Annotated in this window: 19 protein-coding genes and 3 tRNA genes; 10 read left to right on the top strand and 12 right to left on the bottom strand. The window is 42.1% G+C overall.

Annotation, left to right across the window (positions count from 1 at the left end):
- Nucleotides 1-38: 38 nt before the first annotated feature.
- From asnS to J5A56_RS13100, 5 genes are all read right to left on the bottom strand, one after another.
- The gene (gene asnS / locus J5A56_RS13120; protein ID WP_021670521.1) at nt 39-1,430 is read right to left on the bottom strand and encodes an asparagine--tRNA ligase; all 1,392 of its coding nucleotides are present in this window, start codon (nt 1,428-1,430) and stop codon (nt 39-41) included.
- Between the two features lie 140 nt (nt 1,431-1,570).
- Entirely contained in the window at nt 1,571-3,112 is a 1,542-nt protein-coding gene (locus J5A56_RS13115; protein ID WP_021670522.1) for a pseudouridine synthase, read from the bottom strand.
- A gap of 141 nt (nt 3,113-3,253) precedes the next feature.
- Nucleotides 3,254-4,600 (bottom strand): adenylosuccinate lyase, encoded by a 1,347-nt coding sequence (gene purB, locus J5A56_RS13110; protein WP_021670523.1) that lies wholly within the window; start codon nt 4,598-4,600, stop codon nt 3,254-3,256.
- Between the two features lie 157 nt (nt 4,601-4,757).
- A tRNA-Val gene (locus J5A56_RS13105) sits at nt 4,758-4,832 on the bottom strand.
- A gap of 46 nt (nt 4,833-4,878) precedes the next feature.
- Nucleotides 4,879-4,956: transfer RNA gene (locus J5A56_RS13100), tRNA-Val, on the bottom strand.
- 447 nt (nt 4,957-5,403) lie between these two features.
- Here J5A56_RS13100 and J5A56_RS13095 point away from each other — a divergent pair.
- Nucleotides 5,404-5,838: an HU family DNA-binding protein gene (locus tag J5A56_RS13095; RefSeq protein WP_021670525.1), complete on the top strand. Its 435-nt coding sequence runs from the start codon at nt 5,404-5,406 to the stop codon at nt 5,836-5,838.
- A gap of 219 nt (nt 5,839-6,057) precedes the next feature.
- Here the strand turns inward: J5A56_RS13095 and J5A56_RS13090 are convergent, their stop codons facing one another.
- Nucleotides 6,058-6,261, bottom strand: coding sequence for a hypothetical protein (locus J5A56_RS13090; RefSeq protein WP_155945321.1), 204 nt, complete (start codon nt 6,259-6,261; stop codon nt 6,058-6,060).
- Between the two features lie 126 nt (nt 6,262-6,387).
- On the opposite strand from J5A56_RS13090, the gene J5A56_RS13085 reads away from it, so the two are divergent.
- Entirely contained in the window at nt 6,388-6,876 is a 489-nt protein-coding gene (locus tag J5A56_RS13085; protein ID WP_021670526.1) for a porin family protein, read from the top strand.
- A gap of 139 nt (nt 6,877-7,015) precedes the next feature.
- On the opposite strand, the gene J5A56_RS13080 is transcribed toward J5A56_RS13085, so the two are convergent.
- Both J5A56_RS13080 and J5A56_RS13075 read right to left on the bottom strand, forming a co-directional pair.
- On the bottom strand, nt 7,016-7,453 hold the full coding sequence (locus J5A56_RS13080) for a hypothetical protein (RefSeq protein WP_021670527.1): 438 nt from the start codon (nt 7,451-7,453) through the stop codon (nt 7,016-7,018).
- A gap of 72 nt (nt 7,454-7,525) precedes the next feature.
- Nucleotides 7,526-7,607, bottom strand: a tRNA-Leu gene (locus J5A56_RS13075).
- 287 nt (nt 7,608-7,894) lie between these two features.
- Between J5A56_RS13075 and J5A56_RS13070 the strand changes: the two genes are divergently transcribed.
- On the top strand, nt 7,895-8,392 hold the full coding sequence (locus J5A56_RS13070; RefSeq protein ID WP_231370779.1) for a hypothetical protein: 498 nt from the start codon (nt 7,895-7,897) through the stop codon (nt 8,390-8,392).
- 37 nt (nt 8,393-8,429) lie between these two features.
- On the opposite strand, the gene J5A56_RS13065 is transcribed toward J5A56_RS13070, so the two are convergent.
- From J5A56_RS13065 to J5A56_RS13050, 4 genes are all read right to left on the bottom strand, one after another.
- Complete coding sequence (locus J5A56_RS13065; protein WP_021670529.1) at nt 8,430-9,467, bottom strand: S41 family peptidase; 1,038 nt, start codon at nt 9,465-9,467, stop codon at nt 8,430-8,432.
- Complete coding sequence (locus J5A56_RS13060) at nt 9,464-10,300, bottom strand: DUF3316 domain-containing protein (protein ID WP_021670530.1); 837 nt, start codon at nt 10,298-10,300, stop codon at nt 9,464-9,466. The genes J5A56_RS13065 and J5A56_RS13060 overlap by 4 nt, the downstream gene beginning before the upstream one ends.
- 182 nt (nt 10,301-10,482) lie before the next feature.
- Nucleotides 10,483-12,144, bottom strand: coding sequence for an IS1182 family transposase (locus J5A56_RS13055; RefSeq protein WP_021671872.1), 1,662 nt, complete (start codon nt 12,142-12,144; stop codon nt 10,483-10,485).
- A 145-nt stretch (nt 12,145-12,289) separates the two neighbouring features.
- Nucleotides 12,290-15,004 carry a DNA gyrase/topoisomerase IV subunit A gene (locus J5A56_RS13050; protein ID WP_021671320.1) on the bottom strand — a complete coding sequence of 905 codons (2,715 nt, stop codon included), beginning with the start codon at nt 15,002-15,004 and terminating at the stop codon, nt 12,290-12,292.
- Between the two features lie 198 nt (nt 15,005-15,202).
- On the opposite strand from J5A56_RS13050, the gene J5A56_RS13800 reads away from it, so the two are divergent.
- From J5A56_RS13800 to trkA, 7 genes are all read left to right on the top strand, one after another.
- The gene (locus tag J5A56_RS13800; protein WP_021671321.1) at nt 15,203-15,328 is read left to right on the top strand and encodes a hypothetical protein; all 126 of its coding nucleotides are present in this window, start codon (nt 15,203-15,205) and stop codon (nt 15,326-15,328) included.
- Between the two features lie 168 nt (nt 15,329-15,496).
- Complete coding sequence (locus J5A56_RS13045; RefSeq protein ID WP_021671322.1) at nt 15,497-17,044, top strand: glycine--tRNA ligase; 1,548 nt, start codon at nt 15,497-15,499, stop codon at nt 17,042-17,044.
- Between the two features lie 112 nt (nt 17,045-17,156).
- Entirely contained in the window at nt 17,157-17,852 is a 696-nt protein-coding gene (locus J5A56_RS13040; RefSeq protein ID WP_021671323.1) for an FKBP-type peptidyl-prolyl cis-trans isomerase, read from the top strand.
- Between the two features lie 236 nt (nt 17,853-18,088).
- Entirely contained in the window at nt 18,089-19,510 is a 1,422-nt protein-coding gene (locus tag J5A56_RS13035) for an MATE family efflux transporter (protein WP_021671324.1), read from the top strand.
- Nucleotides 19,511-19,836: 326 nt separating this feature from the next.
- Nucleotides 19,837-20,919, top strand: coding sequence for an OmpA family protein (locus J5A56_RS13030; RefSeq protein WP_021671325.1), 1,083 nt, complete (start codon nt 19,837-19,839; stop codon nt 20,917-20,919).
- A gap of 336 nt (nt 20,920-21,255) precedes the next feature.
- Nucleotides 21,256-23,178 carry a 1-deoxy-D-xylulose-5-phosphate synthase gene (gene dxs / locus J5A56_RS13025; protein WP_021671326.1) on the top strand — a complete coding sequence of 641 codons (1,923 nt, stop codon included), beginning with the start codon at nt 21,256-21,258 and terminating at the stop codon, nt 23,176-23,178.
- Nucleotides 23,179-23,249: 71 nt separating this feature from the next.
- Nucleotides 23,250-24,590, top strand: a complete 1,341-nt coding sequence (trkA, locus tag J5A56_RS13020; RefSeq protein ID WP_021671327.1) for a Trk system potassium transporter TrkA — start codon at nt 23,250-23,252, stop codon at nt 24,588-24,590.

Here is a 24,590-nt window from a genome sequence, read left to right as displayed (position 1 = left end):
ACTATCTTTTGGAGGATAGTCGCCTTTTGTGTTTTATGTTAGAACTCAGCGTTCTTTGGAGTACGTGCGAATGGGATTACGTCACGGATGTTTTGCATACCAGTAACGAAGAGGATGAGACGCTCGAAACCGAGACCGAAACCGCCGTGTGGGCAGGTTCCGTACTTACGAGTATCAAGGTACCAGTCGTAAATGTCTCGTTTCATGCCACGATTATCAATTTCCTCAAGCAGTTTCTCGTAGCTTTCTTCACGGACAGAACCACCGATAATCTCACCGATACGTGGGAAGAGTACGTCAGTTCCCTGCATTGTCTTGCCGTCCTCATTCTTCTTCATGTAGAACGACTTGATTTCGCTTGGATAATCGGTCATAATAACAGGACGCTTGAAGTGTTCCTCAACGAGGTAACGCTCGTGTTCACTGCTGAGGTCCATACCCCAGTGAGTGATAGGGAACTCAAACTTCACACCGTCAGCAGCAGCTTTCTGAAGAATCTCGAAACCTTCTGTGTAAGTAAGACGAGCGAAGTCTTCTTTCAATACACCTTCCAAGCGAGCGATAAGCTCCTTATCAATCATCTTATTGAGGAACTCAAGGTCGTCCTTACAGTGCTCCAATGCCCAACGAACGCAGTACTTGATGAAGTCTTCCTCAAGGTCCATCAGTTCATCCTTGTCGATGAAAGCAACCTCAGGCTCAACCATCCAGAACTCTGCCAAGTGGCGAGGTGTGTTAGAATTCTCAGCACGGAAAGTAGGACCGAAGGTGTAGATAGCACCCAAAGCGGTAGCACCTAACTCTCCCTCTAACTGTCCAGATACTGTAAGGTTAGTGCGCTTTCCGAAGAAGTCAGCACTATAATCAACCTCACCACCCTTAGCAACGCGGTCAAGGTCGAGTGTTGTTACTTGGAACATGTTACCAGCACCCTCAGCATCACTACCTGTAATCAGTGGGGTATGGAAATAATAGAAGCCGTGGTCGTGGAAATACTTATGGATAGCAATAGCCATGTTGTGGCGAATACGGAATACAGCACCGAAAGTATTGGTACGAAGACGCAGGTGACCATACTTACGCATGTACTCAAAACTCTGTCCCTTCTTCTGCATTGGGTAGTCGCTTGGGCAAAGACCGTAGATTTCAATCTCCTTACACTGAATCTCTGAAGTCTGACCAGCACCTTGACTCTCTACGAGTTTACCGATAACGCTAATACAAGCACCAGTAGTGATGCTCTTCAGCTTGTCTTCGTCGATAGTCGAAGGGTCAACTACAACCTGAATGTTTTTGATAGTAGAGCCATCATTCAATGCGATGAAGTCAACAGCCTTGCTACTTCTGTGGGAACGAACCCAACCCTTTACGTTAATATCTTTTCCAAAGTCGGTGCAAGCAAGAGCATCGACGACTTTTGTTCTTTTCATTTGCTATATTATAATTAGGTACTCCCCAAGTCTTTCAAAAGGAGAGGAATGTCGTTTACCAATCTTTTTAATGCTTCAATAGTAGCATTGTTTGGTTGCTCATATCCTCTTCTTTTGAGAGCTTTGGGGAGGTTACTATTTTATTCAAACGCACCCATACGCAGCATATCAACTTCCTTCTCAGTGAGGAAACGCCAATCGCCACGGCGTACATTCTTCTTAGTCAAACCAGCAAACTGTACACGGTCGAGTTTTACAACGCGATAGCCGAGGCTCTCGAAGATACGACGTACGATACGGTTTTTGCCGCTATGAATCTCAATACCAACCTGAGTCTGATCCTGTGGGTCAGCATATTCGATTGCGTCAGCCTTAATCTCGCCATCTTCCAACTCGATACCGTCAGAAATCTTCTGCAAGTCGTTAGCTGTAACAGCCTTATCGAGGAATACGTGATATACCTTCTTCTTCAAGAACTTAGGGTGAGTAAGTTTTGAAGCAAGGTCACCATCGTTAGTAAGGAGCAGTACACCTGTTGTGTTACGGTCGAGACGACCAACTGGATAGATACGCTCAGGGCAAGCACCCTTTACGAGGTCCATAACGGTCTTACGCTGCTGTGGGTCGTCGCTTGTAGTAACATAGTCCTTTGGTTTGTTCAGAAGGACATAAACCTTCTTCTCCAATGATACTGGCTTCTCCTGGAAGAGCACCTCATCAGTACGCAGAACCTTGCTACCGAGCTCCTTTACAACCTCGCCGTTTACGGTTACCGCACCTGAAAGGATGAACTCATCAGCCTCACGACGTGAACATACACCTGCGTTAGCGAGAAATTTGTTCAAGCGGATTGGCTCATTAGGATCGTAGTTTTCCTCCTTATATTCAATACGCTTCTTGAGTGAATACTTTGCATGTGGATCATAATCAGCACTGTGCTGACGATAGCCTCCCTGATTGTATCCGCCACGGTTGTTGTAACCTCCGCGATTGTTATTATATCCGCCACGGTTGTTGTATCCACCGCGGTTGTTATTATATCCACCACGGTTGTTATTATATCCACCACGGCTCTGATAACCACCCTGCTGACGTGGCTGGTATCCACCCTGACGTGGCTGGTAACCGCCTTGATTTGCTTGATAGTTGTTGTTTTCCTCGCCCTCAGTACCAGTGTTGGCGTTGTAACGTGGACGATAAGCCTGTGGCTGATAGCCATTTTCATCATTGTTGTAACGTGGACGATAGCCACCTTGCTGTGGACGACTTTGGTATCCTCCACGGTTATATCCACCTTGCTGGCGTGGCTGGTAACCGCCTTCCTCGCCATTACTATTGTAACGTGGACGATAACCTCCTTGTTGTGGGCGACTCTGATAGCCACCACGACTATTGTTATATCCGCCACCATAGCTGTTCTGACGTGGACGATAACCACCCTGCTGTGGTCGACCTGCACTCTGCAAGCCAGAGCCGAAGCCCTCAGGACGGAATCCGCTTTCGTCGTTGCTATTAGCCTTGTCCGTACTGTAAGCACGTTGGCTGTGAATACGTGGACGCTGTGTGCGTCCTGTGCCACGGTACTCTCTTTGGTAGCTGCCTTGTCCAGCTGCTGAATAGCCTTCGCGGCTGTTCTCATTCTGCTCAGATTGAACTTCTTTGTTCTCGAATTCTTCTGCCATAATTGTTTAACTTTGAATTTGATGTTACTGGCCTCACGGCTAATTTGTTATTATTATCTTTTTATTGTTTTATAAAATGTTGAACTCCTTTTGACGGAGAGACTCAGTTTAATTCCTTCTTCTTTGACTTTATAGGAGTGGTTAAATTCCTGTATAGTTGTGTGGGGTTATAGCCATCAGTTCGGCTTTCACGCTGTCGCTGACATCGAGTGTCTGTATGAATGCGTGTATTGTTTCCTCTGTCATCTTCTTGTTTGTGCGTGTGAGAGCCTTTAATGCCTCGTAAGGATGTGGGTAAGCTTCACGGCGCAAGATGGTTTGAATTGCTTCTGCTACAACTGCCCATGTGTCGTCAAGATCTTCTTTCAACTTCTCTTCGTTGAGGATGAGTTTGCGAAGACCCTTCAGTGTGCTTTGTATTGCGATAATGCTATGTCCAATAGGAACACCCACGTTACGTAAAACAGTTGAGTCTGTAAGGTCACGCTGCAAGCGACTTACTGGCAATTTCTGTGCCAAGAACTGTAGGATGGCGTTTGCTATACCAAGGTTGCCCTCACTATTCTCAAAGTCGATTGGGTTCACCTTGTGTGGCATTGCACTCGAACCAACTTCGCCAGCCTTAATCTTCTGCTTGAAATATTCCATTGAGATATACATCCAGAAGTCGCGATCAAGGTCGATGATGATGGTGTTGATACGACGAATAGCATCAAAGACACTACCTAAGTGGTCGTAGTTGCTAATCTGTGTTGTCCACTGTTCACGCTCTAATCCTAATTTCTCACTGACAAAGCGATTGCCGAATGCACGCCAGTCATGCTGTGGATAAGCTACGTGATGGGCATTGAAATTACCCGTTGCACCACCAAACTTCGCTGTTAACTTACAGTTGCGCAAGGTGGTAAGTTGCTCATTGAGGCGATAGACATAAACCTCAACCTCCTTGCCCAATCGGGTAGGAGAGGCTGGCTGACCATGTGTTTTTGCCAACATTGGTACGTCCTTCCATTCTTCTGCATAATCCTTTAGTTGGGCAATCAGTTCTTCAATCTGTGGATAGAATACCTCTTCAAGAGCTTCCTTTACAGACAAAGGCACGCTTGTGTTGTTGATGTCCTGTGATGTCAGTCCGAAATGAATGAACTCTTTGTAGTCATCGAGTCCGCCAATCTTGTCAAACTCCTCTTTAATAAAGTATTCAACCGCCTTTACGTCGTGGTTGGTGGTCTTCTCAATCTCCTTTACACGTGCTGCCGAAGTCTCGTCAAAGTTGCGATAAATGTCACGCAACTGTTCAAAGAGAGCGCTGTTGAAGTTTTCTAATTGTGGTAATGGTAACTCGCAAAGCGTAATGAAATACTCAATTTCTACGCGAACACGATAACGGATAAGTGCATACTCTGAAAAATAGTCAGCAAGACATTCCGTTTTACTTCTATAGCGACCGTCAATAGGTGATACGGCTGTTAATGCATCAAGGGTCATAATTTTATTTATTAATATGGTGCAAATTTAACAATAAATTCAGTAATAGCGCAAATAATAATAATAATAATATCAAAAAGAATGCAGATTAAAGCTCAATAAAACAAAAAAGACCTCACAACAATGTTGCAAAGTCATCATCTTTAAGTTTTAAAGGTGGGCGTTGACGGATTCGAACCGCCGACCCTCTGCTTGTAAGGCAGATGCTCTAAACCAGCTGAGCTAAACGCCCTTTAAAAATCCCCTGCAACCCCAAGAGATTACAGGGAAACACCCCTTGGTGGGCGTTGACGGATTCGAACCGCCGACCCTCTGCTTGTAAGGCAGATGCTCTAAACCAGCTGAGCTAAACGCCCCTTACTTTTGTAAGGCGAGTGCAAAGGTAAGGAAAGTTTTTTATTCTCGCAAACAAATGGTAAATAATTTAGTTGAAAATGTCATTTAGCCTTGCTATTAAGGGACTTTCTTTTCTAAAACATTGCACTCTTGCGAATTATTTTCATGAAAAGAAATATTTTTCTTCGTGAACATAAATATTTATTTTCATGAAAAAAAATAATTTTCTTCGTGAAAGTAACTTGATGATAATGGTGTGTTGTGTCGGTACTACTCTTTGCGATTAGCTGGATATGTCTTGTGAAAGTAGGGTGTTAGGTGCTTTTGAGGTTGTATGTATTTGTTCTTTTTATCTATAGATGGCGTGCTTGATTCTTATAAAATAGTTTATTTTGTTTTGCATGAATTGTTTATTTTGATTATATTTGCACAGTTTTATATCATAAGGAACGATAAAGTAGAAAATTATGTCAGTAGAAATAAGACTGGAACAGAGTAAGTTTAAAGATAAGAAAGGGGCAGGTAAATGGTATGCTCGCACGGTAAGCACAGGTATTGCAACGACCGACGATCTTGCTGATTCTATTCAGGAGAACACGTCGTTCTCACGTGGTGACGTGCGTGGACTCGTTATCGCTTTGGTTGATGAAATCTCTTATCGTCTTCGTCAGGGCGAAACCGTGGCACTTGAAGGATTAGGTAGGTTTCATCTGACGGTGGAGAGTGAGCCCGTTGATAATCCAGACGATTTTGATATTAAGAAGCATATTAAGAATGTGAAGTGTCGCTTCGTTCCTACCAGCACACGCAATGCTCGTACAGGAAAGAAGAATCAGACTCTTGCCTATGGTGCACGTGTGGAGTGGGCGGAGCCTGAGTATGATGACGAAGACGATGATTAATTTCCCTATTTGGAAAATGTGGCGGAGATAAGTTGCATTTTTATATCCTTTCTTCTGGCTCTGTACATAGGGTCAGGAGTTTTTGTTTCTTATAAAGTTCTGAGTAAATCTAATGCTCGTTATGCATTTTGTCTTTCTATTCTTATCAAATAGTTGATAAGAGGGAAGTTAAAAGGTAATTTGTATGATTTTATCCTCCAAATACTTGATATTCATTCTTTATTGTTCTACTTTTAGCAATATTTGTGCTATTTCCTTTGATGTTAAAAGTATTTTGTATATATTTGCACCTGAAATTTTAAGTACTTCCCTATTTGTATAGGCTGAAATAAGGTGAATATGAGTGGTGGTTAGTACTTCGCGGATATGATTTGAAACTAAAAAAACTGTTAGGGTTAATACTCTAAAAGCGTTTTTATTCATGTTAAGACATATTTTAGGATTTAGTAATTTTACTGATTAAATGAAAAAGTTGATAAGTTTTACAATCCTTTTCTTTGTCTACATCCTCGAACTAAATAAACTTTATTAATATAAAAACAAATAGAAATGAAAAAGCTTTTACTTTTAGTATGTGCTGCAGTTATGAGTCTTTCTGCTTCAGCACAGGCAGGCGACAAGGCACTCGGTGCACAGCTCGTATTCGGTTCAGAGACTAACAGTCTCGGTCTTGGTGTTAAGGGTCAGTACTACTTCACAGATCAGATCAGAGGTGAGGCTTCTGTTGATTATTTCTTCAAGAACAAGGGAGTTTCAATGTGGGATGTAAACGCAAATGTTCACTATCTCTTCGACGTAGCAGATAAGTTTAAGGTATATCCAGTCGCTGGTCTTGGTTATACAAACTGGTCATACAAAGTGGAATATGATAATGTTACTTTAGCTAAGGGTACAGATGGTCGTCTCGCTGTAAACCTCGGTGGTGGTGCAGAGTATGAGCTTACTAAGGACTTGAGCGTAAACGCTGAGTTGAAGTATCAGATTATTAGCCACTACAACCAGTTGGTACTTGGTGTAGGCGTAGCTTACAAGTTCTAAATATATAAGGTAGGTCCTAAAGGGTTCCGTATTAGGCTGTAGCTTTTTGGTTACATGTGACGGATAGGCTTTTAGGACCTATCTCTTTTGCTTAAGATAAATTGCGGTAGTAGTTTTCTTACCCAAAGAGGGGTAGGTTTTATTCTTTTGGTTCTTCTATAGCAATATAGACATTTGAAAGATATAGCCCTTTTTCTTTATATTGCCAATAGAATACGTTCCTTTGTAGGCTTTTGCTGAGTATGTCAGAAATAGTATAGCTTTCTTCTTTTTCCATTCTCGTCTTGGAAAGAATGATGAAAGGAGGAGTCCATTTGTCCATTGCTATCAAACTTAAAGTGTCTGGAATAAAAGGCTTACGTCTGTTTCTTAAAGCAAAACCAATGTAAACAAATATGCGATAGTCTGTACTCCTGATATATTCAATACAACTTTCTGCTATAAGAAAGCTCTTCTTTATCCATTCTTTTTTGACTATCTTCTGTTTTGAGAAGTCTGTAATGTGGCGGTCGATAGTGTGAATATCAGTTCCCAGAAAACTGTCTATCCACTCCTGAAGGCTTTGTTTATATGCCATTTTAGATTGAATCAAGTATTATAAATGAAAAAACCAGATAATTGATTACCAATTATCCGGCTCTTATTTCAGTGCGCCTAACAGGACTCGAACCTGCACAACGTAAGTTACTAGATCCTAAGTCTAGCGCGTCTACCAATTCCGCCACAGGCGCATAGCGAGTGCAAAGATACAGAATGTTTTGGAGATAGCCAAATGTTTATGAATATCTTTTCTTTTATATCTTTACTCTACCGATATAAATTATGTTGATAATTAATTTTATAATATTTGGTGATATGTAAAATAAAGTATATATCTTTGCGCAGGAACTTTGGTTGCTAAATAAAATATCTCTTTGATCTTTGCTGACTTCGATGCGTTGTTAGAAAGAGAAGAGTTGCTTTACGAATAACCGACTATCATGTCAATAATATTATTTCTTTAAACTAACTATTAACAATGAGAAAGACATTATTAACTGTTTTATGTATGGGGGCTTTGTATGCATCAGCTTCTGTACTTTGTAATGGCGCTGGTGAAACCAGTGTAGTGATGAATCAGAAGGCTGTATCTGTTAAGGCTACTCCAACTAAGAAGGCTTTGAGTAAAGATGAACGTGCGGCTATTTCACTCATTACGTCTATGTATAACTCAAAAGGCTTTGAGAATAGTGCATACCTAAAGAGTCATTGCACGAAGAAGCTGCTGAAGGTGTTGAAAACAGCGTATGATAATGAATATGATTCACAACCAGATGCTTATGCTGGCTGGTTGTTCCGTTCTGGTGCTCAAGATGGACCGTCTAATGCTCATAAGGTTCTGCGTGTTGTGAGCCTTGGTAACAACTGGTATCAGTATACTTTCTTGGATATGGGCTTAAAATGTACCAATAAGGTAAAGGTTGTCAAGGTTGGTAACAAACTGTTTTTTGACGAGATAAAGCAAGGTAAAATATAAAACATAAATACTCTTCAGAACTCCCCATTCCCTCCTTTTAGAGGGATTGGGGTTTGGGAAAGGTCTTTATCATCTTCCTTGCAAACTCTATAATAGAGTCCTTGTCTCGTGCGAAGTCCTCAGAAGCGAGCGATACCTTGTAATCTGGCTCAATACCAAACTCTGTCATCTGTTTGTCACGGTCGTACATTGGGCAAGCAGAGAAGCGTACTGACCATCCATTAGGTAGTTCGGAAGAGAAGGGCATACCAGCTCCACCGCCTGTACGGTCACCTACAATGGTAACATTTGGGCAGCACTTCATATACTTAACAAACTCGTTGGCAGCAGAGAATACGCTGCGATTGGTTAGGACAATGACTGGTTTGTGCCAACGGATACCCTTTCCTGGTTTGAGATATTCTGGTTGTAACGGTGAGAAGTCGCTATGACCTTTTCCTGTTTTATGCTGTATGTATCCTACGAGCAGTTCCTTATTTGTAAAGCGAGCTGCAAATGTTTCGGCATTTGTGAGATTACCACCTCCATTGTTACGCACGTCAATAATCAGTCCGTTACAAGGTTGAAGATGAAGGAATATATCGTCAAGGTTGCCAGCACCAATACTGTTCTGGAAGGTTTCACAGCGTACATAACCGATGTTATCATCAAGGACAGTATAGTCTAAGCCACTTGCAATGAGGTAATCAGTCTTGAGATAAAGACGTTGAAGCGAATCAGAGTAGTTCTTGGGATAGTCTTCATGCCACGACCAATAGCGACCTACGTTGAAAGAGGTGTACAAATTGACATGCCCATCTTTTAGTTCTGAGAGCATATTAGTCATTACTTCAAACTGTTGTTTGGCAGTCATAGAGTTGTCAAACTGCCGAGCATAGCGACTGTGTACCTCCTGCCAGTCTATCCCTTTCTGTGAGAAGAAGCAGTAATGCTCATTGATAATTCGCCACAAAGCCTCAAAGTTGCCTTGTGGACTATCTGGAAGTTGGTCATTGGTGACGCAACTTGTCGCAGTACAGAGTATTGTTAGTACTGGAATCAGCAGGTATAGGAAGGAATGATATAGCTTTCTCATGGGATAAACTTATTGATTGAAAACTTGCGTACAATACCGAATACGAAGATATTACTCCATACATGCTGGCGCAATTGGTTGACCTTTGCCTGTTGATAATCGCCAAGGTAGCCAAGACGGACTGTCGTATGATGAACCGTGATATCAATCGTAAGCAATTGGCGGAGCGATGGGGCAGATACAGGAAATGTGGCAACAAGGTTATGATCATAGTTGTCACGAGTAAAAATCTCGTAATAACTCTGTCCGTAATTGGGAGAGAATGTCAGTCCGAGGAGTGGACTTTGTACTTCATAACGTAGTTGGAAAGGAATATTTCGAAGGCGGAAGCGATAGGCAAGAATGGCATTCGGTGCAATATTCATTTGTGCGTAAGCCTGTGCAGGATTATTGGAGTTACGGGTGTTGTAAAGGAAACCGAGTCGCGTATCTATTCCTCCACCAGCTTTTAGGAGCAGTTCTCCCTCTCCAACGTTCCATTGTCCTAAGGCATATTGCCAGTTGTATTGGAAGTTATAAAAGCCACCAATCTCGTTATTATTCTCCTTTCGATTATGTACTGATAGTATTTGTGCCTGATGTATGAGTTCTCTTGACAGCTTACTGCCATTCTCACGTATGGAATGAGAAACGTAACGAAACTCTGTTCCTGTATATTCTTCGGGCGAAAGGTAGGTGTCAAGAGTGTTTACAGCACCTATTCCCAACATCTGTGTATTGGTAATTACCTTGTTATTGCGCAAGGTATCCTGTGCAAGAACTGATGTTGATGTCGTGAAAAGAGTTATTGCTGAAAGGGAAATACAGCTAAATAAGGACTTCTTTAGGTTCATAGGCGTAATTAGAAAGTATCAGTAAAAGCGTAGGCTAAATAGATATTTGTACCAAACTTTAGGTGATATGCAACTCAAATGTTTATAAATAGTTTTTTGAATGAGGGTGTGTCAAAATGGACACATCCTCTTTTTACTCCCCCCTTTACCTTGTCTACCACATAATTCATTATTTACTTCAGCTATGCTGCTAATTTCATATAAAATGATTTGTTGGGACTTAAATAGCCTATATAAACTTGTATAAAGCACCTGACGGTGACTAAAAGTACCTCCATAATGGCTTTTAGTTCCTTGAGATTAGTTTTTCTGCACATTTTTCCTATATTAAAGGCAATGGCAAAGAAGGCAAAGTCCATATTGACCTTGTCTTTTCCAAAATGTCTAAATCTCTTGTAAGCTTTATTATATTTTGTTTGTCCAAAAACAGCTTCAGGTTCTATGCACCTTCGTCCTCGATGCTTGATACCTTCTTTAGAGGTCAGTAGTTCCCGTGCTTTTTGTTTATATTGCTGTAGTTGGTGGTTTACTTCTATAATTCTGTTTCCTCTTGCCTTGAAGCATAAACCTCTCAACGGACAGCCCTCACAGCGTTCTGCCTGATAACGTACGCTGTAAGTAACGAATCCATTAGAGGTTAGGGAACGCTTCATGCCTATACGCCTCATGTGCTGCCCCATTGGGCAGACGTAGAAATCCTGTTCCTTATTATAGTAAAGGCTTGCAGGACTGAAGGGGTTAGGTGTATAGCGTGGACGCTGTTCTTTATGGAAGTAGTTATACTTCACATAGGCTTCCATATTATGTACGTCCATGAACAGATAATTTTCCTCGGAGCCATATCCCGAATCGGCTACGACTGTCTTTGCATAGCGATGGTAGCGTGAGTTGAAGGACTCCAAGAAAGAGGGAAGTGTAAGCGTATCTGTACGGTTAGCATAGAGTGCAAAGTCGGTGATAAACTGGTTCTCAGTTGCTATCTGTAGATTATATCCTGGCTTAGTCTGTCCGTTGCGCATAGCATCCTCCTTCATGTGCATAAACGTGGCATCAGGGTCGGTCTTGCTATAAGAGTTTCTTTCTCCCATTATCTCAAGGTGTTGGTCATACTCTTGGAGTTTATTACGTTTCTTCTCAAGCTCCTTAAGCTGTTTTTTCTTGGTTCTAACAGCCTGCTTTTCTTCTTTTGTCTTAGGTTCAGGGATTGATTCCAAAGACTTGTTCAATTCTTCGGATATCTCATCAAGCAGAGCTGCAGTGAACTCAATACCTTCTTTCTTAGCGGCATTATCCTGCGCAATGACATCGTCAACCTGAAGCAAGAGTGTGCGTATTTGTTCCTGCAACTTGGTGCGGTTCTTTTCCACGGTTCTTTTCCAAACGAAGGTATACTTGTTGGCTTTCGATTCTATCTTTGTACCGTCAATATATTCAACGTCAAGGCTTATCAGACCTTTGTCTGCAAGTAATAATACGACTTGTGTGAAGATATTGTTGATTTCCTTTTTCACACGATTACGAAAACGATTGATGGTAATAAAGTCAGGCTGCTCATATCCTGCCAGATAGATGAAATGAATGTCACGCTTGAGAAGCGACTCTATACGACGGCAGGAATAGATATTATTCATATAGGCATAAAGAATCACCTTGAGCATCATTTGTGGATGATACGGCTTGCGACCACTGGGCTTATAAAGACTGTAGACTTTATCCAGCATAAGGTTATCAACCAAGGCGTCTAAAAGACGAACAGGGTCATCTTCTGCGATATCCTTATCGATTCTTTGAGGAAAAAGAATCATTTTCTTGTGTATGTAAGAACGAAAGTGTACTTTTGTCATAATGAGATTTTTTTATGCCTAAAGGTACAAAAACTTTAGGAAATAGCAAAGCCCTGGCTTGAGAAAGTCGGGGCTTTGTGCATAAAAAAGAGGATGTGTACATTTTGACACACCCTCTTTTTTAATTCGTTACTTATCGTATTGTTTATTCGTTGTCGAAGAGGTTTAGCTGACCAGTAATCTCATCGATGACCTGCTGTTGAGATTTTCCTGCATCGGGGTCGAGGTTCTCCTCATTTGTTACAGTTGCAGAGTTTTCCCCTACATCAGAACCTTCGTCAGCTTTCTCTTCTTCAGGGAAGCGTGTTGGCTCCAGCTCTTCAATCTTGTCAACTGTCCAAGTTGTCAATCGTTTACCCTTTGCCTTGAATCCCTTCACACCAACAAACTGCTCAGCATCAATCTCCTCTGTGCCACGTGAAGCATCTGCACCACCGTATGTCAGCTGTATGCGAGGGAAGGCAACGTCAGTCAGCAGTACCATCCTTGACTCTGGGTTATCTCCGATGAAGTTCTGATGACGCTTACTTGCTTCCATCTGGAATCGCTTCAAATAAGGATAACCTTGATTATCGGCATCGAAGATAACAGCTGTCCAAGGCTTGTCAGCATCAAATTTCTCTATACGGAGGATGTTGTCCTCATAATGGTTAGATGCATCGAAGTTGGTGGTATAGAACTCTCCATTCTTAAGTATTACGAGAATACTGTCTTGGTCGGAGAATTCTCCAAGGAAACGACCGTGGTCTTCGTAGTTGATACGATTGACATCTGGGTCGAACCAAACCTTACGTCCGCCCAAAGTAGAGTGTCCGTGGCTCTTCAGTGAGATGCGGTGAATGCTCTCTTTGGTCAGCAGATTACCCTTTGCAGCACGTCCCTTGATGAGGATGTCGGCAAAGTTACGCTCCATGAAGATGTTTTGCTTCTTCTTGTCAGGGTTCGGGTCGAGGGTTATCTTTATCAATTCCGCCTCACCATTAGGGTTGGCTGTGAAGTAGTTAATCCTTGAACCAGGCGTACCGAGGGTTACGTCGTATTCCTTATCACGTGTGATAGAAGTCACGTTGAAGCGTTTGATATAGTAAGGTCCCGTCTTTCCGTCACGATAAACGACGTTATAAATCGTACGCTTGTCGTTCTTCTTAAACACTTGTACGTGAAGAACTCCCTTACCCACAAACACCTTGTCGGTAATTCGGATGACCTTGTACTTTCCATCACGATAGAAGATAATCACATCATCAAGATCTGAGCAGTTCTGAACGAACTCAGCCTTCTTCAAACCTGTACCAATGAAACCTTCCTGACGGTCAATATATAATTTCTCGTTGGCATCTACCACCTTAGCAGCAACAATCGTATCGAAGCTCTTAATCTCTGTACGGCGTGGATGGTCGCTTCCGTATTTCTCTTTCAGGTGTGTGAACCACTCGATAGTGACGCGAACCATCTCGCTAAGGTCCTTGTCAATCTCGGCAATCTCTGCCTTAATCTTCTGAATCAATTCGTCAGCCTTATCCTTATTGAACTTCAAAATACGTTGCATCTTGATTTCCAAAAGGCGGATGATGTCCTCACGTGTCACCTCACGGATAAAGGTCTTCTTATATGGTTCGAGTTTGGAGTCGACGAAGCTCACAACTTCATCAATATCCTTAGCTGTTTCGAACTTACGCTCCTTATAGATACGGTCCTCGATGAAGATACGTTCAAGTGAGTTGTAGAACAACTGTTCCTCTAATTCATGCTTGCGAATCTCCAACTCTAATTTCAATAAAGCTTTCGTATGTTCGGCAGAATTGCGCAATACATCTGATATCGTCAAGAACTCTGGTTTGTTGTCTCGGATGACACAACAGTTTGGCGAAATGTTTATCTCGCAATCAGTGAAAGCATAGAGGGCATCAATAGTCTTGTCACTTGACGTACCCGGTGTAAGATGAAGTTGAATCTCCACCTCCGAAGCAGTCATGTCCTCTACTCTTCGAATCTTTAGTTTGCCTTTTTCAACAGCCTTCGTAATAGACTCTTGAAGCGTGTTAGCGGTCTTTGTAAAAGGGACCTCACGGATGACGAGGGTTTTATTATCGAGTTTCTCAACCTTTGCACGCACCTTCAGAACACCACCACGCTGACCATCATTATACTTCGATACATCAATGCTACCGCCTGTTGGGAAGTCTGGATAGAGGTTAAATTCCTCACCACGCAGATAGCTGATAGCTGCATCACAGATATCGTTGAGGTTATGTGGTAGAATCTTGGATGACAAGCCTACAGCGATACCTTCAGCACCCTGTGCCAAAAGCAGCGGGAACTTCACTGGAAGCGTAATCGGCTCTTTGTTTCTGCCGTCATAAGAAAGTTGCCATTCTGTTGTCTTCGGATTGAATACAGTCTCTAAGGCAAACTTTGATAGGCGTGCCTCAATGTATCGTGGCGCAGCAGCACGGTCACCAGTGAGAATGTTTCCCCAGTTACCCTGCATGTCGATGAGTAGGTCTTTCTGTCCCATTTGTACCAAAGCGTCACCGATAGAGGCATCACCATGAGGGTGGAACTGCATCGTATGACCAACGATATTTGCAACCTTGTTGTATCGTCCATCGTCCATTCGTTTCATGGAATGGAGAATACGGCGTTGTACAGGCTTCAAACCGTCCTCAATATGAGGAACAGCACGCTCAAGGATTACGTAGCTGGCGTAATCCAAGAACCAGTTTTTGTACATGCCAGAGAGGTGATGCACGGCAGCGGCATCAAACCTATCAGCAGGTTTGTAATCAGAATGAGAATCCTTTTCCCGAGTCTCTTCCTCAGGAGTCTGTCCGTCCAAGTCTTTTATTTCGTCATCCATATAGTTCTTGTTTTATCACTTAAAGAAGCAAGCTTCATAAGACTGCAAATGTACGAAAAAAAAAGTAAATAGGCAAATTATAGCTTATTCAAGTGTTGGATTTGGTTTTCTGTTTGTTGCCTACTCTTGTTTCACTCGCATCATAGCCTTTTTTCAATCCAAATGGGTTGTTATCATCTGAATAGATAACCCCTCTCAATGATTGACCTAAGCCTCCGCACCAATGGTGCGGAGCGTCAGCACGATTGGTGTGGAGGCTTAACACCATTCGTGTTGGGCATCAATATGCCTGTTAAAAATGCAAGAAAAGTTCATGATTGTTAGCATAATACTATATTGTAAGGCATTGTTTACGAGATAGCATAACGTCAGTCAAATCAAAAGACTGGCTCATGAATAATCGATTTAGGCGAAAGTTTCGTAGTAAACCTGTTCTTTTTCGGCTAAAAAAGCGTAACTTTGCGTCAAAAATTAAGGTATAAATAGATTATTATGGCACAAGAGGATGTTTTCAAGAAGATTGTGAGCCACTGCAAAGAGTATGGCTTCGTCTTCCCAAGTAGTGATATTTATGATGGTTTAGCAGCTGTTTATGACTACGGTCAGAACGGTGTTGAGCTGAAAAACAATATCAAGCAGTATTGGTGGCAGTCAATGGTATTGCTGCATAGCAATATTGTTGGTATCGATGCCTCTATCTTTATGCACCCGACTGTTTGGAAAGCCAGCGGTCACGTTGATGCTTTCAACGACCCATTGATTGATAATCGCGACTCAAAGAAGCGTTATCGTGCTGATAATCTCATTGAGGACCAGATAGGAAAATACGAGGAGAAGATTGCGAAGGAAGTAGCCAAGGCAGCTAAGAAGTTTGGTGAGGCTTTCGATGAGGCTAAGTTCCGTGAGACCAACCCACGTGTTCTTGAAAATCAGAAGAAGCGTGACGACCTTCATGCACGCTATGCTGAGGCTATGCAAGGACCAGACCTTGAGGCTTTGAAGCAGATTATTCTTGATGAAGGAATCGTTGACCCAATCAGTGGTACAACCAATTGGACAGACGTTCGTCAGTTTAATCTTATGTTCTCTACCGAGATGGGTGCATCTGCTGAAGCTACTAACAAGATTTATCTGCGCCCAGAGACAGCGCAGGGTATCTTCGTAAACTTCCTCAACGTACAGAAGACTGGTCGTATGAAGTTGCCTTTCGGTATCTGTCAGATTGGTAAGGCATTCCGTAACGAGATTGTTGCACGTCAGTTTGTGTTCCGTATGCGTGAGTTCGAACAGATGGAGATGCAGTTCTTCTGCCAGCCTGGAACAGAGATGAAGTGGTTTGAATATTGGAAGAAGCACCGTTTGGCATGGCATGAGGCTTTAGGTATGGGCGACGATAACTATCGTTTCCATGATCACGAGAAGTTAGCTCATTATGCAAATGCGGCTACTGACATTGAATTCCGTATGCCATTCGGCTTCAAGGAGGTTGAAGGTATTCACTCACGTACCAACTTTGACCTTTCACAACACGAGAAGTACTCGGGAAGACAGATAAAATATTTCGATCCAGAGCGCAAAGAGAACTATGTTCCTTACGATGTTGAGACATCTATCGGAGTAGATCGTATGTTCTTATCAGTGATGTGTCATAGTTATACAGAGGAACCTTTGGAGAACGGATCAAGCCGTATTGTCTTGAAACTCCCTGAGCCTTTAGCACCAGTTAAGTGTGCTGTTTTACCATTGGTAAACAAAGATGGACTTCCAGAGAAGGCTCAAGAGATTGTTAACCAACTGAAGTTCCATTTCAACACACATATGGAGGCTAAGGATTCTATCGGTAAGCGTTACCGTCGTCAAGATGCTATTGGTACTCCTTTCTGTGTAACTGTTGATGGCGATACTCTGACTGATAATACAGTAACATTGCGTTATCGTGATTCAATGAAGCAGGAGCGTGTGCCAGTAGAGAAGCTGCGTGAGATTATTGAGGATCGCGTATCTATCACAGCATTATTGAAGAAGATTGATATTGATTAATAAAAGGAAGGATAGCGGAGTTGGCTTTTGTAGGTGCTTATAACGTATCAAGATAAGCTATAACGTCTATGTAATCCTACTCTGCTATCCCTTTCCTCTCAAATAAAAGACTATGACAAAGAATATAAAAACCCTTATTCGCCGTGCAGCAGGTGCCTTCTGCTTGGGTGGAATGATGCTTTCGGCAGGTCTCTTTACTTCATGTACTGAGAAAGATAACACTGTAGAGGAGTATGCTGATTGGCAGTCAAAGAACGAAACTTATTGGAATAAACTCTATACAGCTACTCAGGAGAAAATCAAGAGTGGTGATACTTCATGGAAGATAATTCTTAATTATACTTTCCAAAACCAGAAGCAGACATCAGGTTCTGCGTTGACTTATAGTCCAGAGAATTATATTATAGCACATGTGGAACAAGCAGGGACAGGCACAACGAGTCCGTTGTATTCTGATTCTGTATCTATGCATTACATGGGGCGTTTGATTCCATCTACAACTTACACGGCTGGACTTATCTTTGATAAGTCATGGTCAAGCGATACTTTTAATGCTGCAATATCTCGTCCGAATCATAGTTACATAGGTCTTAGTTATGATTCTAAGGGGAAACCGATAAGTCTTGTAGATGGTTTTACAACTGCTTTGATGTCAATGCATCGTGGCGATCATTGGACTGTATACATACCTTATCAGTTGGGTTATGGTGCGAGCGCTTCGGGTGCGGTACCAGCTTATTCAACTCTTATCTTTGACTTGCGCCTTGTAGACTTCTCTCATCCGGGAACAAAGTTGAAGGATTCATAATTAAGGTAGAACGTCATAGCCTTTTCGAAAGGTCTGTAAGACCTTTATTCTTATATGTAGGGACACAAGTTCCCGTGTGTTCGGCTTAGAAATAATAGCGGACAGACGGGAGCGAAGTCCCTATTTTGCTTTTAGTATTTGGGATACTCTTTGCTGGGCGCTTCTGTTGGCTTACCTTATTAAGTTCATGTTGATTATTATTCAGGTTTTTATTATTCACATATTATCATATTCTCGTGCGTATATCTTTCAGTAAATCCGTAGCAGAAAGTCTTCTTGCCAAGATTCGTAGTGGTGAGGTAATGAGCAGGAATGAGAAGTTTAATCTCATTATCCAACTCAGTATCCCATCTATATTGGCGCAGGTAACAACGGTTTTGATGTTTTATATCGATGCGGGAATGGTGGGTTCGCTCGGTGCAGAACCATCAGCAGCTATTGGACTTGTTGAGCCCGCGACATGGCTTTTCTTCTCTTTGGTGAGTGCGGTAACGATGGGTTTTTCTGTTCAGGTTGCCCACTTTATTGGCGCTAATGACTTTGCAAAGGCACGTGCAGTTATGCGTCACGGCTATATTTTTGGTCTTTGCTTTGCACTGTTTTTGCTGCTTATAACTTTTCTTATCGGTTCTCGTCTTCCTGTGTGGCTGGGTGGCGGTGCTGATATACAGCATGATGCAACTGTTTATTTCCTTATCTTCTCTCTCATAATCCCTTTCCACCTAATCGAGTATATGTCAGCAGCTATGCTGAAGGTGTCAGGTGATATGCGCCGTCCAAGTTTTATGGCGATATTGATGTGTGTGCTGGATGTGATTTTTAACTATTTCTTTATCTTCCCTACACGTACAATTACTCTCTTTGGTATGGAGATAACGATGCCGGGTTTGGGTGAAGGGGTGGCTGGAGCGGCTCTCGGAAGTCTTCTGTCTTTTGTTTGTGTTGCACTTCCGTTGGCTTATTATGCAATCTTTCAAAGCCCTATTCTGGCATGGAAACTGGATGTTGAACGTTTTGTGTGGCGTTGGCAGTATATATGGAATGCCATGAAGATTGGCGCTCCGATGGCATTACAATATCTTCTGATGAATGGTGCGCAACTTGTTTCAACAATGATTGTAGCTCCTTTGGGTAACATCGCTATTGCAGCTCATTCGTTTGCTATCACCGCAGAGAGTCTTTGTTATATGCCGGGGCATGGTATTAGTGAGGCTGCTACAACGTTGGTGGGGCAGAGTGTGGGTGCTGATAGGCGTGATCTTCATCGTAGTTTTGCGTGGATGACAGTATCTCTTGGTATGGTTGTAATGGCGTTTATGGGTGTTGTTATGTATATCTTCGCGCCAGAAATGATAGGTTTGCTCTCTCCTGTAGCTGAAATTCAGGTTTTAGGAACATCTATTCTCCGTATAGAAGCCTTTGCCGAACCATTCTTTGCTGCAGCCATTGTTGCTTATAGTGTCTGTATTGGAGCTGGTGATACGCTGAGGCCTTCGTTGATAAACTTAGGCAGTATGTGGCTTATTCGTCTAACATTAGCTTATGCGCTTGCGTCACATTATGGTCTTTGTGGTGTGTGGTTTGCAATGGCTGTTGAACTGTCTCTTCGTGGAATGATGTTTATCTTCTATCTTTTTAGGCGTCTTAGAGAAACATAATACGTTGTTATGTTATAAAGATATGTTATATATAATAATGTAAAAGAGTATAACTATACCAAGTTGTTATATTATATAAGGTAAGAAAAAGTTTCTTTTATTTATTGTCTAAACACCATTTTCTGAGAGAATAATAAAGTTTTGAATAACTGCTTTTGACATGTTTTATTGTCCAAAAGTGTGAAAAAGATGTTGAAAAAGCACTTTTTTACTAAATAATTAGAATTTTTTCTATGAAATAATGTAGTCTATTCAAAAAAAGTGCTATCTTTGCAAACCGAATACAATTAAGTCGCTAAAATTAACAGAATTAATATTAAGCATTTATGAAAAAGTTTTTGATTGCACTTTCGATGCTCGCTATGGGTATCACAAGTACACAGGCTCAGGTAGCTTACGAGAAGGCTAAGGCATTTGACAATGTTTACCTCGGTGTAGAGGGTGGTGTTATGGGTCCTCTTAATCTTAGTCATTTCACTCCTCTTAACGCTGCAGCTGGTCTTAAGCTCGGTAAGCAGTTCAGTCCAGTTTATGGTGCAAACCTCGAGGGTCTCGCATTCTTTGGTGACAACCGTTGGCAGACTGGTTCTTTAGGTTTCTCTAACAGCCATACTGTTGTTCGTGGTCTTAACCTCGGTTTGAACGGTACAGTAAACTTCACAAACCTCTTCTGTGAGTACAACCCAGATCGTCGTTTCGAGGTAGGTGCTGAGGCAGGTATCGGTTACTGGATCACTTACGGTGACAAGCACATCATTCAGACTTCTAACACTGGTGATGATACAGAGTTGACAGCTAAGACTGGTCTTACTTTCGCTTACAACCTCGGTGAGAAGAGAGCTTGGCAGCTTTATGTAGAGCCAGCTATCCTCTGGAATCTTACACACGGTCCTGGCGATGCTATTCAGTTCGGTAAGCAGGCTGCTCAGCTTGGTCTCTTCGTAGGTCTTAACTACAAGTTCAAGACTTCTAATGGTACTCATAACTTCAAGGTATGGAATGTTGGTGAGTTGAACGATGAGATTAACTCTCTCCGCGATCAGCTTAATGCTAAGCCTAAGGAGATTGTTAAGGAAGTTGTTAAGGAGGTTGTTAAGGAGGTTCCTGCACAGACAACTCAGACTCTCTGCATTGACAACTTGGTATTCGTAACATTCGCTCAGGGTAAGTACTTCCTCACAAACGAGGCTAAGAAGGCTCTTGATGATGTTAAGGCAGGCCGTCACGTACAGATCGTAGGTACAGCTTCTCCAGAGGGTCCAAAGGCACTCAACGATCGCCTCTCTCAGAACCGTGCAGACGTTGTTGCTAAGTATCTCCAGAGCCGTGGTGTCATCGTTGATGAAGCTAAGGGTCAGGGTGTACAGGGCGTAACTTCTAACCGTTTGGCTGTTGTTTACGTTAAGTAATTAAGCTATCAATTAGCTAACCTTCATAAGGTTGGTTGACTGAAATAATAAACAGGAATGAATCTTTAAGGTTCGTTCCTGTTTTTTATGTTCTAATTTGTTTGTTCTTATTTGTCAGGCGTTGTCTTTTATTTCATCACACAGTATCCATTCATTTGTTGATTGGGTGCTTGTCAGCTAAAACTTTGTTTTGTTTGTGTTAGGAAAGAATTATTGTATAGTCTAATTTAGAGCCTCATTTACTAATTCGACCTTAAATAATAGAATACCTCTCTGTTTTATTTTGCCCTTTAATCTATTTAGCGTACCTTTGCATTGTTTTCATGTTATTCGATAATGTCAAAGGAAAATAGTTTCGACCTTTTAAATAAAATACAGTCACCTGCCGACTTGCGTAAACTCTCTTTGGATGAATTACCAAGACTATGTCAGCAGTTGCGAAAGGATATTATAGAAGAGGTTGCTGTTAATCCAGGTCATCTTGGCTCCAGCTTAGGTGCGACTGAGATAACGGTGGCATGCCACTATGTTTTTAATACTCCAGAAGACCGTATCGTGTGGGATGTCGGTCATCAAGCATACGGTCATAAGATTCTGACGGGACGCCGTGAGAACTTTTGTAACAATCGAAAACTGGATGGTCTGATGCCATTCCCCTCTCCTTTAGAGAGCGAGTATGATACCTTTACTTGTGGGCATGCTTCCAATTCTATCTCCGCAGCTTTAGGTATGGCGGTTGCTGCTAACCTTACTAAGCAGCAACGGCATGTTGTTGCCATTATAGGCGATGGCGCTATGAGTGGTGGTTTAGCCTTTGAAGGTCTGAACAACGTTTCCAGTCAGCCTAATGACTTGCTTATCATTCTTAATGACAATGATATGTCTATTGATAGGGCTGTGGGGGGTATGGAACAGTACTTGTTAAAGTTAGATACCAATGAGACTTACAATCGTTTGCGTTTCAAAGCATCACAATGGTTGCACGATAAAGGCTTGCTGAATGATGAACGTCGTAAGGGCTTGTTACGTTTTAATAATGCACTTAAGTCGGCTTTATCGCATCAACAAAATATGTTCGAGGGTATGAATATTCGTTACTTCGGACCTTTTGATGGTAATAATGTCGGTGAGTTAGTCCGTATTCTTCGTCAGTTGAAAAATATGAAAGGACCAAAGCTCCTTCATTTGCATACGAAGAAAGGTAAGGGATATGAACCTGCTGAGAAGAGTGCAACGGTTTGGCATGCACCTGGTATGTTTGACCCAGAGACGGGTAAACGTATTGTGCAGGACCGCACCAATGAGCCACCAAAGTTTCAAGATGTATTTGGAAAAACTCTGTTGGAGCTTGCAAAGAAGAATCCTCGTATTGTTGGAGTAACACCTGCTATGCCAACAGGTTGTTCTTTGAATATAATGATGAATGCTATGCCTGAGCGCACCTTTGACGTAGGTATTGCAGAGGCACATGCTGTTACATTCTCTGCTGGTATGGCTAAGGATGGTTTGCAACCTTTCTGTAATATTTATAGTGCTTTCTCACAGCGTGCATACGATAGTATTATTCATGATGCAGCTATTCTTAACCTTCCCGTAGTTCTTTGTTTGGACCGTGCTGGTCTTGTGGGTGAAGATGGTGCAACGCATCATGGTGCATTTGATATGGCTTTCTTACGACCCATTCCAAATCTTACAATAGCCTCACCGATGGACGAACGTGAACTTCGTAGATTGATGTATACGGCACAGTTGCCTGATAAGGGTACCTTTGTTATTCGTTATCCACGTGGTAATGGTGTCTTGACAGATTGGGAATGCCCACTCAAAGAGATAGAGGTGGGTACAGGACGTCGTCTACATGATGGCTGGGATGTTGCTGTTTTGAGTATCGGACCTATTGGCAATGAGGTTGAGAAGGCTATTAAACTGATAGAGGGTGCAGAGCCACACAACGCAGAAGGTCATTGTCCGTCGGTCGCGCACTATGATATGCGCTTCTTGAAACCATTGGATGATAAGCTTCTTGAGGAAGTAGCCAGCCGTTTTTCACGTATCATAACGATAGAAGATGGTGTGCGTAATGGCGGCTTGGGTTCAGCTGTGACAGAGTGGATGAGCGATCATGGTTATACACCACAGATAACTCGCATGGGTATGCCAGACCATTTTGTAGAACAAGGAACGGTACAGCAATTACGTGAAATCTGTGGAATAGATATTGAAAGTATCAAACGACAGTTGATGGTGGCTAATGAATAGTTTATCTTTTTATCATCTATCATTTACCATCACCCATTTCCATCGTTGTTTTAATTGAAAAAGAAGAAGAAATGAAAATTATCATATCTGGGGCGTACGCTATTGGAACTTTCTTGGCGAAACTGCTTTCTCGTAATATGCAAGATATCATACTCATGGATGAGAATCCAGAAAACCTGGAGAAAATCAGCAGTGAGTATGACTTGTTAACTATGGAATGTTCAGCCACAAATATCAAGGGGTTGAAAGATGCTGGCGTGGAACACACGGACCTTTTTATTGCTGTTACTCCAAACGAATCGGCTAATATTGCGGCTTGTGTTATGGCACATCAGCTGGGTGCAAAGAAGACTGTCGCACGTGTGGACAATTCGGAGTATATTGAAGAGTCTAACAAAGAACTGTTTCGTAAGATGGGTGTGGATGATATCATCTACCCTGAGATATTGGCTGCAAAGGACATTATCAATGGCTTGAAGATGTCATGGGTACGCCAACGTTGGGATGTGCATGATGGGGCATTGGTAATGTTGGGTATTAAGTTACGTGAGACTTGTGAGATTCTTAATCAGCCACTGAAAGATATTAGTGGACCAGACGATCCTTATCATGTAGTAGCCATTAAGCGAAATGATGAAACGATTATTCCTGGTGGTAATGATACCTTGCAGTTATACGACTTGGTTTATTTCATGACTACAAAGCAGTATATCCCATATATCCGTAGGATTGTTGGCAAGGAGCAGTATGTCGATGTACAGAATGTTATCTTTATGGGCGGTGGTAAGACCGCTGCACGTGCTGTAAAGATGTTACCAGAATATATGAATGCGAAGATTATTGAACTTAATCCCGCTCGTTGTGAGGTTCTGAACGACATATTCAGTGAGGATAGGCTGGTAATTAATGGTGATGGTCGTGATATTGGTCTCTTGCAGGAAGAGGGAATCCGTCATACACAAGCCTTCGTGGCATTAACCTCTAATGCGGAAACAAATATCTTGGCTTGTCTGACAGCTAAACGACTTGGTGTTCGTAAGACGGTAGCATCCGTAGAGAACTTTGATTATGTGGGTACGGCAGATGGACTTGACATTGGTACAATTATCAATAAGAAGGCACTTGCAGCCAGTCATATCTATCAGATGATGCTTGATGCAAATGTAGCGAATGTGAAGTTCCTTATGTCAATCAATGCAGATGTGGCAGAGTTTGTACCAGTTCCTGATGCAAAGATTACTCGAAAGGTTGTAAGAGAGCTAAATCTCCCAAAGGGAGTGACTATTGGTGGACTCGTAAGAAACGGAGAGGGCATGCTTGTTTCTGGTAATACACAGATTGAAGCAGGCGACTCTGTTGTGGTCTTCTGTTATAATGTTGATATGAAAAAGGTGGAGAAATTATTTATTTAA

Origin of the sequence: Prevotella melaninogenica, from assembly GCF_018128065.1 — a bacterium.
In the GTDB taxonomy this organism is placed as follows: Bacteria; Bacteroidota; Bacteroidia; order Bacteroidales; family Bacteroidaceae; genus Prevotella.
Note: the sequence above shows the minus strand (reverse complement) of the source record. Positions and strands in the feature narration are given on the sequence as shown.

Excerpts from the sequence above, each read along its gene's own strand:
- asnS (WP_021670521.1), bottom strand. The coding sequence starts at position 1,430 with ATGAAAAGAACAAAAGTCGTCGATGCTCTTGCTTGCACCGACTTTGGA.
- purB (WP_021670523.1), bottom strand. The coding sequence starts at position 4,600 with ATGACCCTTGATGCATTAACAGCCGTATCACCTATTGACGGTCGCTAT.
- J5A56_RS13045 (WP_021671322.1), top strand. The coding sequence starts at position 15,497 with ATGGCACAAGAGGATGTTTTCAAGAAGATTGTGAGCCACTGCAAAGAG.
- J5A56_RS13060 (WP_021670530.1), bottom strand. The coding sequence starts at position 10,300 with ATGAACCTAAAGAAGTCCTTATTTAGCTGTATTTCCCTTTCAGCAATA.
- J5A56_RS13070 (WP_231370779.1), top strand. The coding sequence starts at position 7,895 with ATGAGAAAGACATTATTAACTGTTTTATGTATGGGGGCTTTGTATGCA.
- J5A56_RS13050 (WP_021671320.1), bottom strand. The coding sequence starts at position 15,004 with ATGGATGACGAAATAAAAGACTTGGACGGACAGACTCCTGAGGAAGAG.
- J5A56_RS13090 (WP_155945321.1), bottom strand. The coding sequence starts at position 6,261 with ATGAATAAAAACGCTTTTAGAGTATTAACCCTAACAGTTTTTTTAGTT.
- J5A56_RS13095 (WP_021670525.1), top strand. The coding sequence starts at position 5,404 with ATGTCAGTAGAAATAAGACTGGAACAGAGTAAGTTTAAAGATAAGAAA.
- J5A56_RS13055 (WP_021671872.1), bottom strand. The coding sequence starts at position 12,144 with ATGACAAAAGTACACTTTCGTTCTTACATACACAAGAAAATGATTCTT.
- J5A56_RS13085 (WP_021670526.1), top strand. The coding sequence starts at position 6,388 with ATGAAAAAGCTTTTACTTTTAGTATGTGCTGCAGTTATGAGTCTTTCT.
- dxs (WP_021671326.1), top strand. The coding sequence starts at position 21,256 with ATGTCAAAGGAAAATAGTTTCGACCTTTTAAATAAAATACAGTCACCT.
- J5A56_RS13115 (WP_021670522.1), bottom strand. The coding sequence starts at position 3,112 with ATGGCAGAAGAATTCGAGAACAAAGAAGTTCAATCTGAGCAGAATGAG.
- J5A56_RS13040 (WP_021671323.1), top strand. The coding sequence starts at position 17,157 with ATGACAAAGAATATAAAAACCCTTATTCGCCGTGCAGCAGGTGCCTTC.
- J5A56_RS13065 (WP_021670529.1), bottom strand. The coding sequence starts at position 9,467 with ATGAGAAAGCTATATCATTCCTTCCTATACCTGCTGATTCCAGTACTA.
- J5A56_RS13030 (WP_021671325.1), top strand. The coding sequence starts at position 19,837 with ATGAAAAAGTTTTTGATTGCACTTTCGATGCTCGCTATGGGTATCACA.
- J5A56_RS13080 (WP_021670527.1), bottom strand. The coding sequence starts at position 7,453 with ATGGCATATAAACAAAGCCTTCAGGAGTGGATAGACAGTTTTCTGGGA.
- trkA (WP_021671327.1), top strand. The coding sequence starts at position 23,250 with ATGAAAATTATCATATCTGGGGCGTACGCTATTGGAACTTTCTTGGCG.
- J5A56_RS13800 (WP_021671321.1), top strand. The coding sequence starts at position 15,203 with ATGATTGACCTAAGCCTCCGCACCAATGGTGCGGAGCGTCAGCACGAT.